18 protein-coding genes are annotated in these 14,000 nt (G+C 36.6%); 1 reads left to right on the forward strand and 17 read right to left on the reverse strand.

Translation table 11 applies throughout. The annotated features are described in order from the left end of the window. Positions 1-16: 16 nt before the first annotated feature. From PB01_RS17640 to acpS, 13 genes are all read right to left on the reverse strand, one after another. Entirely contained in the window at positions 17-613 is a 597-nt protein-coding gene (locus PB01_RS17640) for a PP2C family serine/threonine-protein phosphatase (RefSeq protein WP_225986093.1), read from the reverse strand. Further along, positions 610-1,395 carry an RNA polymerase sigma factor SigB gene (sigB, locus tag PB01_RS17645; RefSeq protein ID WP_151701379.1) on the reverse strand — a complete coding sequence of 262 codons (786 nt, stop codon included), beginning with the start codon at positions 1,393-1,395 and terminating at the stop codon, positions 610-612. Before sigB ends, PB01_RS17640 begins: the two co-directional genes overlap by 4 nt. After that, positions 1,373-1,843: an anti-sigma B factor RsbW gene (gene rsbW / locus PB01_RS17650; RefSeq protein ID WP_151701380.1), complete on the reverse strand. Its 471-nt coding sequence runs from the start codon at positions 1,841-1,843 to the stop codon at positions 1,373-1,375. The genes sigB and rsbW overlap by 23 nt, the downstream gene beginning before the upstream one ends. Next, the gene (locus tag PB01_RS17655) at positions 1,830-2,174 is read right to left on the reverse strand and encodes an anti-sigma factor antagonist (RefSeq protein ID WP_151701381.1); all 345 of its coding nucleotides are present in this window, start codon (positions 2,172-2,174) and stop codon (positions 1,830-1,832) included. The genes rsbW and PB01_RS17655 overlap by 14 nt, the downstream gene beginning before the upstream one ends. Before the next feature lie 186 nt (positions 2,175-2,360). Continuing rightward, positions 2,361-3,359, reverse strand: a complete 999-nt coding sequence (locus PB01_RS17660) for a PP2C family protein-serine/threonine phosphatase (protein ID WP_151701382.1) — start codon at positions 3,357-3,359, stop codon at positions 2,361-2,363. Between the two features lie 15 nt (positions 3,360-3,374). Further along, positions 3,375-3,776, reverse strand: coding sequence for an anti-sigma regulatory factor (locus tag PB01_RS17665; RefSeq protein ID WP_151701383.1), 402 nt, complete (start codon positions 3,774-3,776; stop codon positions 3,375-3,377). Between the two features lie 6 nt (positions 3,777-3,782). Next, positions 3,783-4,145, reverse strand: a complete 363-nt coding sequence (locus PB01_RS17670; RefSeq protein ID WP_151701384.1) for an STAS domain-containing protein — start codon at positions 4,143-4,145, stop codon at positions 3,783-3,785. Next, positions 4,142-4,972: an STAS domain-containing protein gene (locus PB01_RS17675; RefSeq protein ID WP_151701385.1), complete on the reverse strand. Its 831-nt coding sequence runs from the start codon at positions 4,970-4,972 to the stop codon at positions 4,142-4,144. The genes PB01_RS17670 and PB01_RS17675 overlap by 4 nt, the downstream gene beginning before the upstream one ends. A gap of 133 nt (positions 4,973-5,105) precedes the next feature. Then, on the reverse strand, positions 5,106-5,456 hold the full coding sequence (locus PB01_RS17680; protein ID WP_151701386.1) for a type II toxin-antitoxin system PemK/MazF family toxin: 351 nt from the start codon (positions 5,454-5,456) through the stop codon (positions 5,106-5,108). Positions 5,457-5,460: 4 nt separating this feature from the next. Further along, entirely contained in the window at positions 5,461-5,742 is a 282-nt protein-coding gene (locus PB01_RS17685) for a transcriptional regulator (RefSeq protein WP_225986094.1), read from the reverse strand. Between the two features lie 130 nt (positions 5,743-5,872). Next, on the reverse strand, positions 5,873-6,979 hold the full coding sequence (gene alr / locus PB01_RS17690; RefSeq protein WP_151701388.1) for an alanine racemase: 1,107 nt from the start codon (positions 6,977-6,979) through the stop codon (positions 5,873-5,875). 69 nt (positions 6,980-7,048) lie between these two features. Continuing rightward, positions 7,049-8,068: a LolA family protein gene (locus PB01_RS17695; protein WP_151701389.1), complete on the reverse strand. Its 1,020-nt coding sequence runs from the start codon at positions 8,066-8,068 to the stop codon at positions 7,049-7,051. Between the two features lie 58 nt (positions 8,069-8,126). Continuing rightward, positions 8,127-8,480, reverse strand: coding sequence for a holo-ACP synthase (gene acpS / locus PB01_RS17700; protein ID WP_151701390.1), 354 nt, complete (start codon positions 8,478-8,480; stop codon positions 8,127-8,129). 67 nt (positions 8,481-8,547) lie between these two features. Between acpS and PB01_RS17705 the strand changes: the two genes are divergently transcribed. After that, on the forward strand, positions 8,548-9,168 hold the full coding sequence (locus tag PB01_RS17705; RefSeq protein WP_151701391.1) for a rhomboid family intramembrane serine protease: 621 nt from the start codon (positions 8,548-8,550) through the stop codon (positions 9,166-9,168). A 15-nt stretch (positions 9,169-9,183) separates the two neighbouring features. Here PB01_RS17705 and PB01_RS17710 read toward each other — a convergent pair whose 3' ends face one another. The 4 genes from PB01_RS17710 to PB01_RS17725 all read right to left on the reverse strand — a co-directional run bounded on the left by PB01_RS17710 (position 9,184) and on the right by PB01_RS17725 (position 13,987). Continuing rightward, positions 9,184-10,695, reverse strand: coding sequence for a PH domain-containing protein (locus PB01_RS17710; RefSeq protein WP_318837482.1), 1,512 nt, complete (start codon positions 10,693-10,695; stop codon positions 9,184-9,186). Next, positions 10,685-11,164: a PH domain-containing protein gene (locus PB01_RS17715; RefSeq protein ID WP_151701392.1), complete on the reverse strand. Its 480-nt coding sequence runs from the start codon at positions 11,162-11,164 to the stop codon at positions 10,685-10,687. The genes PB01_RS17710 and PB01_RS17715 overlap by 11 nt, the downstream gene beginning before the upstream one ends. A 196-nt stretch (positions 11,165-11,360) precedes the next feature. Further along, entirely contained in the window at positions 11,361-12,932 is a 1,572-nt protein-coding gene (locus PB01_RS17720) for a degradosome RNA helicase CshA (protein ID WP_151701393.1), read from the reverse strand. Between the two features lie 350 nt (positions 12,933-13,282). Next, positions 13,283-13,987: an alpha/beta hydrolase gene (locus PB01_RS17725; RefSeq protein ID WP_151701394.1), complete on the reverse strand. Its 705-nt coding sequence runs from the start codon at positions 13,985-13,987 to the stop codon at positions 13,283-13,285. Between the last annotated feature and the right edge of the window lie 13 nt (positions 13,988-14,000).

Below are 14,000 nucleotides of genomic sequence, written 5' to 3' on the forward strand. Positions count from 1 at the left end.
AGCTTACCCTATTTAACTAGAGTAAGCTTCCTGTGATAAATGTAGCGTCATCTCCATGTTCGATATCGTCGAGCACAGCTTTGTATAAACATTGGGCATTGACAGCTTTTTTAATAATCGCTTTTGGACTTTTCAAGTTTACACCATCAGAATGCAATAAGAATAAATCATTTTTATTATAAGAATAAGTTTGTGTGTGTGGTTTTTGCTTTCTTCCGGATAAGTAGCCCATAACAGGTAGTGGGTATATCATTTTGTCTGTCTCACTTTGATACATATAAAACTTAATATTTCCTACACAGCTATAAGATATTGTATGAAGTTTGAAATCTACCTTTACAATAGCAACAGCGGCCCCTCTTTTTTGGACCATTAATTCATTACAACGTAAAAGTAAACTATCAATCGATTCCTCTGGATATTTTGCTAAAATTTCAGGCATGATATCCGCAGACTCTTTTGCAATAGGTCCATTACCCAATCCATCTGCAATGGAACAAATTAAATAATCTTCCTTTTGATCAATATAATAAGTGTCACCAGATTCTAAATTTCCGGACTTCGCCTCTTGGTACACACACATCTCTACCTTTTCATCTGAAAGTATTTTCACTGTTTCAATCCACCTGACACTAAAATTACTTCTTGCAATCTTTTTATTGCTTTTCTTTGAATTCTTGAAACATGCATTTGAGAAATTCCTAAACGCTCGCCCGTTTCTTTTTGACTTAACTGCTCCATATATGTAAGCTGTATTATTTCTTTCTCACGATCTGATAATTTACTTATAGCATTAGCAACTAGTAAACGCTGATCTGTTTTTTCAAATTCTCCATCCGCTTTTCCAATAACGTCAAACAAGGTAATTGTACCTCCATCTGAATCTGAATCTAACGAATGATCCATTGATAGCGCCTGATAGCTCTTACTCATTTCCATAGCTTCTAAGACATTTTCCACTTCTTCACCCAAAAAGTCAGCAATTTCCTGCACTAATGGAGAACGCTGAAATTCTACGGTTAAAGCTTCTACAGCCGCTCTTATACGTGGACCTAGTTCTTTAATTCTTCTGGGAACATGTACTGCCCATGTTTTATCCCGCAAAAAACGTTTAATTTCTCCAATAATCGTTGGAATAGCAAACGCTTCGAAGCTTTTCCCAAAAGTTGGATCATATCTTCTGATTGCACCTAAAAGTCCTAGCATTCCTACTTGTACTATATCTTCATGATGCGATTTGCCATTTGAATATTTTCGAGCGATGGATTCAACCAACCTTTTATAATTTAACACTAACTTGGTTTGAGCATCATCGCTCTCTGTCTGTTGGTATTCTTTAATCCATTCTAATATTTGTTCTTTGGATTGTTTGTTAGGATGTGATGTGTTGGACATTTTCATCCACCTGCTCTACTTCGACATACTTCGTCATAAATACAGTTACACCTTCTTGGTGATGGACTTTTACTTCATCCATTAACGTCTCGATTAAATATAAACCTAGACCACCTTCCCTTAGAAGTGATCCTTCTTTCAAGTCATGGTATGGACCAACTTTTGCTTTCGTCTCTTCAAAATTGAAGCTTTTCCCATGATCTGCCACCATGATTTCCATTTTTTCTTTATATATTGCACACCCAATAACTACTTCGCCTTCTTCATCCTCAGCGTACGCATGTTGAACTGCATTTGTAATAGCCTCACTTGTGGCAATTTTCAAATCTTCGATATCTTCATACGTAAATCCAATGCGATTTGCCAACCCAGAAATTGTAAGGCGAGCAACACTCACATATTGTGGTTTTGCAGGCAATCTAATTTCCACATAATCAAACGGTTTCATCTATTTTCACCTCTTCACTCGCTGTTCGAATATCCATAATCTCACCTAAACCAGTAATATCAAACAATCGTTTCAAACGTGATGAAAGACCGGTTAATTCCAAATGACCATTGGAAGCATTTACACTTTTATAAAACCCGACAAATACACCAAGTCCTGTACTGTCCATATAGGACACATCTTTTAAATTCAATTCAATATAAAGGTTTTCTGTTACATTTATTTCTGCTAACTTCTCTCTCAGAATCGGCGCTGTAAATGCATCGATTTCTCCTGTAATATCACCTTTAACACGCGTACTCTCTTGTAACAGTTTAACTGAAATATTCATTATTTTATCCCCCGTCTTCGCTATATATAGTATTCAATACCCAATCATAGCTAGTGATAAACATTTGTAACAAGTAATAGAAAAGCGATTCACCTAAGTAGCTTGATGAACTACTTAGTAAAGTAAATGGATCTACGAAGGCCTTAATCATATTCGATAAACGGTTGGACTCGCGTCTGTATTAGGTTAAATTTTTTTGAATATGACAAGAGTAAAATCATCGCGTTGCTCGAAATCTTGTAATTCTTCTAATTTTTTATATACATATTCCACCATTGCTTGTGCACTTTCGTCTCGTACACTTTCAATAATGTCCATCACAGTTTGTTGTTCTATAAAACCTTCTTTTGAACGACATTCCGTTACCCCATCGGTCATCATAACAACGAAGTCTTCTTTATCAAATACAACTGAATGCTGTTCGTATTTTACATTCGGAACTACTCCAAGCAACAAACCTTTTGCTTGCAACTCCGTGAAACGCTCACTCTTTGCACAATAAAAAAGTGGTGGTTCATGTCCAGCCGAAGCATAAGTAAACTCGCTCCTCGTTGTATTATATGTCCCATAGAACATCGATATAAACATGGAATCACTTACACTTTTCTCAACAATTCTATTAATAACGTCTAATACAACGATCGGATCTGTTTTAGCTCCAGTTAAACTGTCCATTCCATACTTAATCATCGACATGCATAAAGCTGCTGGAATTCCTTTTCCGATAACATCTGCCACAGCAACTCCGACGCTAGTCTCATCATTTAGAAAATAGGCATAATCTCCGTTCATCTCTTGTGCCGGAACTGAAATCATACCAATATCTAAACCAAACATGTTGGGTATTTTCGTTTTAAGCAAAGTTTGTTGCACATTTGAAGCAAGTTCCATTTCCATTTTGAAATTTTCTTGTTTTTTTATTAATGTTTGATGTTCTTTTAACGCCAACCCATACCGAATCATTACTTCTATTAATAAATCAAAAGAATGCGATACATCCGCTGACAGATTAGGAATTATTTCTTCCAGAGATGCCTTATGTATACTAATTACCTCTTCTGGCGAAATGTTCTTCTGAATTAGTTGTCTACTAAAGTTTTGACCTTCATACAAGTTATGTTCTGTTTGTCTTAATGTGTATTGTTCTAAAATTTCTTTATATTGCCTTTTAAATTCTTGAGGCATTACACATTACACCTCCTATCTAAGCCATTTTGTAGCACTAATTGTAGTGCCCTCCCCGAAAATTGTTTCAATTTTGAAGTCATCCATTAATCGTTTTACACCTGGTAAACCTGCACCAAGTCCACCAGATGTCGTATAGCCATCTTCCATTACTTTTCGTACATCTGAAATGCCTGGTCCCTGATCAGATGCAATTACCAACAACCCTTGCATATTACCTTGTGTAATTTGTTTAATTTCTATATTACCTTTTCCAGCATATAAATAAATATTTCGGGCAAGTTCACTAATAGCTGTTGTAATTCTAGCTTGATCCACCGTTCCGAAGCCAACTTCTTTTGCTTCATTTCTTCCAAGCTGCCTTGCAGCAACAATATCCCATTCCGATAAAATATCAACAGAAGACTTTAATTTCATAATGAATTAGTCCTCCAATTCTCGTTCTAATTTTTCCAATCCATTTTCTAAGTCTAAAGCGGTTACCACATTTTCTAATCGAATACCTAATTCGATTAGCGTGATTGCAACAGCTGGTTGTATTCCTGTTATAACCACCTTTGCTCCCATTAGACCTGACATACTAATCACATCGCCAAGTACTTTTGCAATGAAGGAATCAATAAAATCAATTGGGGTTAAATCTAAAACTACACCTCTAGCAGCGGTAGTATGTAACTTAGCTAATAGGTCCTCTTGAAAAGCTATTGCTGTCTGGTCATCTAATTCCCACTGAATAGAAACAATTAGACAATCTCTTAATTTTAAAATCGGAATTCTTGTCATCATTTTGAATTCACCTCTACTATAGTTCTATTCGTCAAAGCCAAAGCTTGTTCCATTCCTCTTTGCATTGTACTCGTGGTAGTAAAATCATTTAAGTTTATACCTAACGTTACAATTGTCTGTGCGATTTCTGGTCTTATTCCAACTAACATACATTTTGCACCAACTAGACGAACAGCATCTGCTGCTTGAATGATATGATGGGCTACCATTGTATCTACTACAGGAACTCCAGTTATATCAAGCAACACTACTTCGGCTCTGTGCTTCACTACCCCGTGCAATAAGTTTTCCATGATTAACTTTGCACGTTCCGTATCGATTGTACCAACTAATGGCATAACGGATATCTTATCAAATACAGGAATTAATGATGCCGAAAGTTCTTGCAAAGCTATTCTTTGCAAATGCACTGTTTTTTCCCAAACCTTAGAGTATGCATCGACAATGCTATGATTAAGCGGTGTAATCCATTTTGTTAATATTTCTCGATGCGATTTAATACTCTGGTCATTTAAAAAACCAACTTCATCCATTTTTTCATATATTACTTCTGAAAAGTTAGTTAGTGCTTTTAAAACAAATGAAATAGACCACCCGTAGCGAACTATTTGTAAAGAGAAATCATTTAACTTTTCCATGTAGGTTTCTTTTTCCTCGGTTAAACTTAAAATCATTAACTCTCCAAATTCGCGGACGGTGTTATCAATAACTTTATCGGACATAATTTGAAAGAAGCGGTCATCTTCCTCATCTTCCATTTTAGTTCTCCATTTTTCTAATATTTCATCTAAATTATCATGAATATATGATGCGATTTGTTTGTTCATAGGTGCGATACATCTCCTCAGTTAATATTAGTAACTATATTGTAGCGAAAATCAACTAATTTTACATCTATTTGGGGTAAACAAAAAACACAGTGTGTATTTGTCGGTTACACACTGTGTTTTTATCTATGTATTAAAATTTGACAATTCCTAAACTAATTCCTAATGCATGATCTACTTCTTGCATTACATCCTCATCAAGGTGTGTAATTTTATCGGTTAGTCGCGATTTATCTATCGTTCGCAATTGTTCTAATAAGATAACAGAATCGCGTTCGAAGTCATACTGTTTAGCGTTTATTTCAACATGTGTTGGCAACTTTGCTTTTTGTATTTGAGCAGTAATAGCTGCAATAATAACAGTAGGACTAAATCGATTACCAATATCATTCTGAATCACCAAAACGGGCCTGGTTCCCCCTTGCTCAGACCCGATTACAGGTGATAAATCTGCGAAAAAAACGTCCCCACGTTTTACGATCAAGTTTTCATCCTCCACTTACGAGTCGCTCAGTCGTATGTTGCGCTTCATACTCTGCATGTAAACATTCCGTACAAATGGATAAGTTTATATGAGACATTTCAACATAGCCTTTCATCATCGCTTCTCTTATAAGATTTGACTGTTCTTTCTTAAAATATTCATTTGCTTGGACACGGACGATACTTTCACTACCAGTTAATGACTGTTTTACGGTCTTTACTCCTTCATTAACCATTTGCTTTGGAAGCCTTATAATAGCTTCCTTTTTCTTCTTATCACTTACCACAGCAAACACCTCCGACAAAACATTTCCCTATTTGACAATATACTTCATCTTACCATTACTAGAGTCTAAATAAAAGACATAATGAGAAATGATTTGACAAATTATGCATGTAGGATTATTTTGTCGAGTTTCATTCACTGTATATTCTAGGGATTCTATTAGAGAGGATGCAGCAAATCTCATATGGTATTGTTTCCAAATTTTCTGCCCACTCTTCTATTTTAATTTCTTCTGCTGCTTGTCTTCCTATTAGTACCACTTTTTCTCCAAGCGGTACTGGTTCATTAAGACGAATCATGCATTGATCCATACATATTTTCCCTACTATCGATACTCTCTTTCCTTTTACTAAAACAGATTGGTTATGCAGTTTGCGTAATAGTCCATCTGCATAACCAATCGGAAGCGTCGCGATCCATTCTTCGTCAATAGCCTTGTACTTTGCCCCATAACCAATCGGAGTACCTTTCTCCACCTTTTTAACTTGCACTACTTCAGTTTCTAAAGAAAGTGCTTCTTTTAAGGGAAAAGGAAGATTTTTACTTAAAAAAGGAGAGGGTGCAATTCCATACATGGAAATACCAAAACGCACGGCGTCCCAATGCTGAGTGGGGTACCTTAGAACAGCAGCACTATTCGAAGTATGTACAATTGGTGGTTTTACTTCGAATAATGCAAGTAATCGTTCAAATCTCTCTGCTTGTTCATCAAAGTGTTCTCGTTCCTCTTCATCGGCTGTCGAAAAATGTGTAAATACGCCTGTTACTTGAATCCAGCTGTTCTGTTGAATAAAGATAAGTGCTTCTTTTAGTTCATTCTCTTTTACAAAACCGATTCTACCCATTCCACTATCTATTTTTATATGAACCTTAAGTGACCTTTTAAAATGTTGAATAGCTTTAAGCCATTCAAGGGAATAGGCTGTTAATGTTATATTTAGTTCAGAAGCTTTTTGTAAAAAGGAAGCTGGTGCCGCTCCAATAATGAGAATTTCAGCTGTAATTCCTGCATCCCTTATACGAAGGGCTTCTTCCGGGGTTGCAACAGCTAATTGTGTGGCACCTGCGCTTAATGCGGCCTTTGCCACCTCTATATCACCATGACCGTAAGCATTTGCTTTTACTATTGCAATTATTTGTGTATGTGTTGGAAGCATTTGTTTTAAATTTTGAATGTTTGTTTTTATAGCTGTTAAGTTTATACGTACGAATGTTGGGCGGTAATATGTTTGTTGCATGGCGCTTCCCTCTTTTTCAGCATTTTGTACTTATTATCCTCCTCATAGGAAGGAGTCGTCAATGCAAAATCATTTCAACTCAGATCCGGACATGGATGAAGCTACTTCTATCATTTCTTCTTTTGTTAAAGAGGAGGAAGCAAGGAAAAAGGACATGCCATCTTGTTCCCATGAGATAGATTGATCTGTAACTGCACCAATAGCTACACCTAAATCTACAGGATCTCCTGGCGCAAATACTGGAATCGTTGTCGAAGTATTTTTCTCACTAAGTTGCTGAATAATTGTAAACTGTTTGTCACCACTATAGGTTAGTATAACTCGTTTATCCCCTTCTACATTGAGCACTTTTTCATCTAATAGATGCAATTGATCCCACTGTACCATTGGATAGTGCGTCTCAAATGCCGGATTATCTATTTCTGCAGATGCTTCAACTGTACCTTTATCCGTTTGTCCAGTAGGAGTTTGTTCAATTTGGAATTCTCCAGGAGCATGGACTTTCCCAATAGTTACTTGATTAAATGTAACACGGATTTGCTCTTCTTTATTTTCGTTTAAAATAGAAACTTGTGTTGGTAATAAAGTCTTTTTGTCGATATAAATTCTTTGAACCGGCAGCATGTTTTTGTGATTGTTACTTGTTTTCGTCTCAAACATGTATTTGCCGCCTTCTTCTTTAAATGTAGACGTTTTATCTTTTTTAATGTCTTGTGCAAGCGAACCGATTAAATAGGCTTGGCTATTTTCAGATGGCCATTTGCTTTGAAATTTATACGTTTTGTTTAGTGCAGGTGTTACTACAAAAACTCCTTCTTTGTTACGCACAATCATTTGTGTATTTTCGTCGTTCGTATCCGAAACTTTCACACGGTAAAAATCTGGTTTTGTGTGCCATACTTCCACTTGATAAACTTTCGGTTCTTGCCCCGTCATTATACTCATTTCCGCAGTCAACTCATACCCTTTCGTATCTACCCATTTGCTGCTCAACTTCTTTAAAACGTCTTCTTTGGATTGGGCTCCACATGCAGAAAGTAACAGGATCATCGTTAATGCAAATAACCACTTAGCCAATCGGCTTTTCAATCAGTCCATCCTTTCTATTATCACTGCGTTCATTCATTGTATGTAGTTGGACTACCGTTTATGATTGCAGAATTACTTGAGCTGCAGCATATTCTTTTGTATGTGTAATGGATAGGAAACCATTTACTTGTTCTCCTTTAAAGTATAGACTCGGCTTACCACTAGACTCTCGTATTATTTCAATATCTTGAAAGCTGCATTCTCTCCCAATTCCCGTACCTTTTGCTTTTGCAAATGCTTCTTTCGCTGCAAAACGTCCTGCTAAAAATTCAATTTGTCTATACTCAGATAGTTCTTTCATCTGCTCTATTTCTTTCATTGTTAAAATCCGTTCTTCAAATTTCTTCGTTTTAGTTTTTATGGATATTATTCTATTCAATTCGGTAATATCTAATCCTATTCCAGTAATCATGAAGATTCTCCTTTCCAAATGCCTCTAAAACAGGCTATACTATGAGTATAAAATTTGAGGTGACGCAATGTTTGTTAGAAGAGAAAACTTGAAACAATATATTAAGCTTTATCCTATAGTATCTACATTACTTGCATTAAATATTTTAATCTTTCTATTAACATGCATTCCAGTTGTAGGAGTACATCTACGTAACTTAGGAATCGGCTTTAATCTTCTCATTAGTGAAGGCGAGTATTGGCGTTTAATCACACCAATGTTTTTACATGCAGATTTCACGCACCTACTATTTAATATGTTTTCTTTGTATTTATTTGGTCCAGAGCTAGAACAACTAGCAGGAAAAGCCCGCTTTTTAACCATTTATCTTTTAGCTGGCTTAGTTGGAAATGTTGCGACTTACTTACTTTTAGATTGGCGATATCAAAGCCTCGGAGCTAGTGGTGCAATTTATGGTATATTAGGAGCTTTTGGTGCTTTAGTTTATTATACGAGAAATTTCATGCCTCAATTGAAACAAATTATTTTGCCAATGATCGTTATTGGTGTGGTAATGACATTCCTTCAGCCGAATATAAATGTTACTGCACATCTTTCAGGTCTAATTACAGGTTTTATTATTGGAATGATTTATTTCCACCCTAAACGAATCGCAGCATGGAAAAAGAAAAAATTTAAAATAGTATGAAGGAAAGAACAGCTATTAAACAATTGGCTGTTCTTTCTCCTTTTGTATCGTGTTTGACTTTGTAGGTTGATACCAATTTATTAGCCTTTCTGCATCTGCTTTATCTAAATGAGGGACTATCGCAGTAGAACCACTTACTCCAGATTTTATTGTAGTGATAATCGAAGAAACGTTCTTTCTTTTTTGAAAAAAAGTCATCCTTTCCGTCATTGATTGAATTCGCTTTTTTTCCATCCAAATAGTTACTTTACTTAAATTTCGATATCTCATCACTAAGTGCGGACCATTTACCGCATATCCCGCGGTTCTTTGTTGCCACATCCCAAATATATAGCTTAGAGGCAGCAAGATTAATGATAGAAGACCAAATGGATAAAAGAAGTAAATAATAGTAGTTGATACTGGAATAATCCAAAGAAAATCTAATCGATAGAAAAACTTTCTCGACCTTTTCGGAACAGTTATGAAGTTAGGTTCCAAATCAAGATCTAGAAAAATCTGTTCCAATACACTATGGATCTTCGTTTTTTTTACTAAAGGAAGCAAACGAATTTTTTCGTCTTTTTCTTCAAGGGAGCCACCAGCACTATCGACTATAATTGACGCATAGCCAATTAGCTGACGAAAAGGGTTCTCTACGACTCTCACTCCTTGAATACGCGAAAGGGGAAGTGTTATTTTCTTCTTCTCTAAAAGTCCTCTCGTAATAACAATCTCATTGTCCTCTATACTAATAGTAAAGTTATAGTAATTAATTAGCGTGAGAAAAACAGACACTACCCAAGCAACCAATAATACAAAGAAAACCCCAAGTACTATTATCAGTGCTCCAAATCGAATGAACACAACGATTTCATCATATATCATTTCATATGGAATAATATTAGAAAACTGCGCTGCAAAAACGGCCAGACCTGAGAAAAACACACCCACTCCACCGGATGTACTTGCTAACACAATTAAATCTTTTATTGACATCGTAAAGATTGGTCGAGCTTCTTCCGTTAGAACTACTTCGTGCTGTATTGCTTCATTTAATTCACCTGGTTGCTTGCTTTTCGTTTGTATCATTTCTCTTTTTATTTGCTCTGCTGCGTCTTTCGTAATTGCCGTTAATACCGCATCCGCTTCTTCTGTTGGCCCACCTCCAGCTGTTTCTACTTTTACTTTAACGAGTCCGAACGGTCTATGAAAGATGCCCTCTGTGTAGTTTAAACTTTGGATCCGTTCAAAAGGAATATACCTCATTTTCTTTACAAACAAGCCGTACTCAATACGCAGCTCTCCATCTTCAAACCAGTATCTGAATCTTTTCCATTTAACGATTCCACTCACAAGTAGAAAGATAAGGACGACAGCATAAATACTATAGGTAATAAACGAAGGCCAACCATCGGAGTCCCTGCTTCCTCCAAAACCATTCACTGTAACTACGACTATAAAAGGCAAGATCATATCTTTTAAAACTTTTATAAAGTTTATAATTGCTGAAATAGGATGTAACTTGTACTTTTCGTTAAACATCATCTTCGGCCACCCTTGCAAGCACAGATATTCTCCCTCTCAGTTCATCTGCTTCAGCCGTCAAAAGTGCTGGAATAATATGATTCGTAGCTGCTGTAGAAATGGTAATCGATGCTAAATCGTATTTTCGCAATATTGGTCCTTGCTCTGTATCGACATGTTGAACTCGAACCATGGGTACTAAAGTTCTTTTTACAACAAATAAACCGTGTTGTAATTCAATCTCTTGTTCTCGAACTTCGTATCTCCATCGCATCCATCTAACTTTTGGAAACAAATAAATTAAAAAGTAGGCCATTAATAGGATAACTACCCCAACAACTATGTATAGCCATATAAAATTTCCAATGAAATAATTAATAACACTAGCCCCTATCCCAATTACAACTGCAATGAGTGTTTGAAAGACCCCATAAATTCTCCACACTAGTAATCCTTTTTCAGATATTCGATTAATTGGTTCCATTCTCATTTTAAACACCCCTTCCCTAGTCATTGTATACGATTTTCAACGGGAAATGTTTCAAACTATGCAGGATTCTTAGACGCTATCCAATTTTTCCGATACCTTATCCAATTAAGTTTACTTATCCTCCGATTACCACAATTCTATAACAAAAAGGATGAATCCATACAAAATGTAGGATTCATCCTTTGGAATTGTGCTATTAGTTTTCGCTACGTGTTGAGCGAGTTCTTGTACTACGTTGTGTAGAACCGTCACGTGGACCACTGCTGCGACGTGCGCCACCGCTACTACTTGGACGAGAACCACCACCGCCACTTGAGCGTGGAGCTCCTCCACGATCGCTACCTCCGCGACCTGCTGATGAACTACGTCCGCCACCGCTGCTACGGTTACCTTTGTAACCACCGCCGCCGCTGCGTCCGCCGCCACCACCACTACGTTCTCTACGAGCTGGTAATGGGCGTTCTTCAGAAAGAGAGATTGGTGTATCATCTGGCTCTTTTGTCATTGATTTTAAAGCTGCAGCAATTACATCTACTGCTTCAAATTTTCCAAGCATTTCCGCAGCTAATGTGCGATAATCACCTAAATCATTTTTGTTTACAATTTCAGAAAGAGTGTCAATTGCTACACGTTGCTGACCAACTAACGCTTCATCTGAACTAGGTGGAAGAAGTACAGTCATACGTTTTTTCGTCGTATCTTCTACAATACGTAAGTAACCCATTTCTCTTGGTGTTACAAAAGTTACAGCGATACCACTTTTACCTGCGCGTCCTGTACGACCTATACGGTGAACATAGCTTTCAGGGTCTTGTGGAATATCAAAGTTGTACACATGCGTTACGCCAGAAATATCTAATCCACGTGCTGCTACATCTGTTGCAACAAGGATATCAATTTTATTTGATTTGAATTGTTTTAATACTGACATACGTTTCGCTTGACTTAAATCACCGTGAATTCCTTCTGCTAAGTAACCACGAATGCTTAAAGCATGTGCCAATTCGTCTACACGACGTTTTGTACGACCAAAAATAATTGCAAGTTCTGGTTGATGCACATTTAATATTCTAGAGAGAACATCAAACTTTTCACGATCAGTAGCTTTTACATAGAATTGTTCAATATTTTCAACAGTCATTTCTTTTGATTTGATTTTTACTTCAACTGGATCTTTCATGAATCTTTCAGCAATTTTACGAATAGGTCCTGGCATAGTAGCAGAGAACAATAATGTTTGACGTTCAGCAGGAACACTTTCTAAAATTGTGTTGATATCTTCAATGAATCCCATGTTAAGCATTTCATCAGCTTCGTCTAAGATAAGTGTTTGCACTTGATCAAGCTTCAATGTACGACGGTTGATATGATCTAGAATACGACCAGGTGTACCAACAATTACTTGAGGTTTGTTTTTTAGTGCACGGATTTGACGACCAATTTCTTGTCCACCGTAAACAGATAATAGACGAACCTTTTTGTCATATCCTAATTTATATAGCTCTTCCGAAACTTGGATTGCAAGTTCACGAGTTGGAGCGATGATTAATGCTTGAATGTTCGGGTTTTTTGTATCAATTTTTTCAATCATAGGGATACCAAAAGCTGCAGTTTTACCTGTACCTGTTTGTGCTTGACCAATAACGTCACGGCCACCCATAGCATGTGTAATAGTACCTTCTTGGATTGGTGTAGCTTCTTCAAAACCCATACGTTGAACGGATTTTAGTGTAGAAGCGCTAATATTTAATTCTGAAAAATTTGTCAAATTTTTAATCTCCTTTTTGTTCTGTTTTGACAAATGGTTACATTTTCAGATGAAATTGCGGCAAATTCGAGCCTATACGAGGAACGTTTCCGTTACTTAAAATTCTCTGTGGTTTACAGTTCAGAGGGGTCTTATATAAAGGGAAAGCCCGGTCTTTTGCCGAGCGGTTCGTTTAAAAGGGACATCATCCCTAACGATCAACAAACCGTTATGTTCAAAAAAAAGTACTCTTCAATAATTGCTGAAGAGTCTTCACACAAAATGTATCCATTGCTCTAAACGTAGTATAGCATGCCCTATAATCAGTTGCAATCAATTAGTAACTGTTGTAATTGTTAGTTAATTACTCACTATCCTTTCTCTTCTTTTTCTTTTAAAAATTGAAGTGCTTTATTAAACCAATCTTTACAATCCTCGCTATAACAAATATGGTGCTTGCCAGTCTCAGAATAGATCAACTCTTTTTTCTCTGTGGCCATTTGGTTAAATAGAAACTGAGCTGTCGTATAGGGAACAATACCATCTTTTTTCCCTTGAACTAAACAGACTGGTATTGTAATTTGACCATAATAAGGTTCAACTATACGTACTAATCGCATAAATTCAAAAGCGGCTTGTACGGGAGTAGATTTCCACTTTTTTCTATATAACTGGTACAACTGGTTATCTTCTAACTTTCCAGCCATTACTTCTTTTGCTATTTCACGAATATCTTGCAGTAGTTGCGTCGGATAAATGTATTTCGCAGCCGCGCTTAATAAAACCAGTTTACAAATCGGATAACGATTAGCTAAATATAGTGCAATTACACCACCCATTGAAAATCCAATTACATATACTTGCTCTACTTCTTTTTGAAGCTGTCTCAGTGTTTGTTCTGCTGCCATCATCCAATTTTCGGCAGACAATTTGTTAAGGGAAAGTATTTCCCCATGTCCAGGTAGTGTAGGGACAACTATTTTCCAGTCTGTATTTACTTTTAAGAAATCTACAAAAGGTTGCAATTCATAGGGTCCACCGGTAAATCCGTGAATGCAAAGTACCCCTGTTTTCACGTTGTCCCTCCCA

Source organism: Psychrobacillus glaciei (assembly GCF_008973485.1).
GTDB classification, from domain to species: Bacteria; Bacillota; Bacilli; order Bacillales_A; family Planococcaceae; genus Psychrobacillus; species Psychrobacillus glaciei.

Excerpts from the sequence above, each read along its gene's own strand:
- PB01_RS17705 (WP_151701391.1), top strand. The coding sequence starts at position 8,548 with ATGTTTGTTAGAAGAGAAAACTTGAAACAATATATTAAGCTTTATCCT.
- PB01_RS17655 (WP_151701381.1), bottom strand. The coding sequence starts at position 2,174 with ATGAATATTTCAGTTAAACTGTTACAAGAGAGTACGCGTGTTAAAGGT.
- PB01_RS17665 (WP_151701383.1), bottom strand. The coding sequence starts at position 3,776 with ATGAAATTAAAGTCTTCTGTTGATATTTTATCGGAATGGGATATTGTT.
- PB01_RS17660 (WP_151701382.1), bottom strand. The coding sequence starts at position 3,359 with ATGCCTCAAGAATTTAAAAGGCAATATAAAGAAATTTTAGAACAATAC.
- sigB (WP_151701379.1), bottom strand. The coding sequence starts at position 1,395 with ATGTCCAACACATCACATCCTAACAAACAATCCAAAGAACAAATATTA.
- rsbW (WP_151701380.1), bottom strand. The coding sequence starts at position 1,843 with ATGAAACCGTTTGATTATGTGGAAATTAGATTGCCTGCAAAACCACAA.
- PB01_RS17710 (WP_318837482.1), bottom strand. The coding sequence starts at position 10,695 with ATGATGTTTAACGAAAAGTACAAGTTACATCCTATTTCAGCAATTATA.
- PB01_RS17675 (WP_151701385.1), bottom strand. The coding sequence starts at position 4,972 with ATGAACAAACAAATCGCATCATATATTCATGATAATTTAGATGAAATA.
- acpS (WP_151701390.1), bottom strand. The coding sequence starts at position 8,480 with ATGATTACTGGAATAGGATTAGATATTACCGAATTGAATAGAATAATA.
- PB01_RS17670 (WP_151701384.1), bottom strand. The coding sequence starts at position 4,145 with ATGATGACAAGAATTCCGATTTTAAAATTAAGAGATTGTCTAATTGTT.
- alr (WP_151701388.1), bottom strand. The coding sequence starts at position 6,979 with ATGCAACAAACATATTACCGCCCAACATTCGTACGTATAAACTTAACA.
- PB01_RS17715 (WP_151701392.1), bottom strand. The coding sequence starts at position 11,164 with ATGAGAATGGAACCAATTAATCGAATATCTGAAAAAGGATTACTAGTG.